Consider the following 1,086-nt stretch of genomic DNA (forward strand, 5'->3'; position numbering starts at 1 on the left):
ACTTAAAGTGGTCTTATACAGCAGGTCGAAAGCAGTTAAAACCCTATTAATAATATGACTTATATTCGGAGAGCTTGATCAATTGAAAATGAGATTAGCGACTTACAATAGCTCGTTCAATAATTGAGTTAGGGACCGTTACCCCCAACTCACGCGCAGCCTCTAAGTTCACCACCAATTGCGAACTCTGGGCTGTCTTTACGCTCAATTTGCCAGGCTTTTGTCCATTCAAAATCGCGGCAACATAATCAGCGGTTTGTACGCCAACGTCGTAATAATCAAGACCTAAACCTGCTATAGCTCCCTTGCCAACATAAGACGTCGCACCCGCCACTACCGGAGTGCCCTCTTGGTTTGCCGCTTCAATAAGGCCTTCCACTCCACTAGCCACCGTATTGTCGGTCAGCGCGTAGATAACGTCAGATCGCTTTGCCAATGATTCAGCTTTTGATTCCACATCGTCGATGGTCAACGCTTTTTCAGTGTGAAGCTCATAGCCAAAGTCACGGCTGGCCTTCTTCAGTAAAGCAACTAAGGCGACGGCGTTCGATTCTGCTGGGTTATAAACCACGCCTATAGAGTTCGCCTCAGGAAGAAGCTCTTTGATTAGTGAGACATGCTGAACAATTGGAGATAGATCAGAAAGGCCAGTCACATTGCGTCCTGGTTTTTCAAGTTGTTTGACAAGCCTTGAACCGATCGGATCTGTGACGGCCGTAAACACAATAGGAATAGAGTGAGTTGCTGAAACCAACGCCTGTGAGCTTGGCGTCGCGATACCAACCAAGACATGAGGATTCTCACTGACGAGCTCTCTAGCTATCTTCGCCGCCTGCGCTGGATTTCCATCGGCCATTTCGTAAGAAAACTCGAGGTTTTTCCCAGGTTCATAGCCTTTTGCTCTTAACCCTTCGAGTAGCCCCATACGTGTCGCATTCAAGTCAGGATGATCAACAACTTGTGAAACCGACACTTTCGCGATATTTGCCATCGCACTGCCAGCCCAAAGCAACAGTGAATAACTCAGCACTGCCGTTAATACTTTATTTACTGCACCCATTAACACTCCCTGAATCAAGCTTCCAT

1 protein-coding gene is annotated in these 1,086 nt (G+C 46.9%); it reads right to left on the reverse strand.

Going from position 1 to position 1,086, the window contains the following annotated elements; genetic code table 11:
* Positions 1-94 precede the first annotated feature (94 nt).
* The gene (locus tag BCT81_RS00390; RefSeq protein WP_102422952.1) at positions 95-1,060 is read right to left on the reverse strand and encodes an ABC transporter substrate-binding protein; all 966 of its coding nucleotides are present in this window, start codon (positions 1,058-1,060) and stop codon (positions 95-97) included.
* Positions 1,061-1,086: the final 26 nt, after the last annotated feature.

It is taken from the genome of Vibrio sp. 10N.261.52.A1 (assembly GCF_002876325.1).
Lineage (GTDB): Bacteria > Pseudomonadota > Gammaproteobacteria > Enterobacterales > Vibrionaceae > Vibrio > Vibrio chagasii.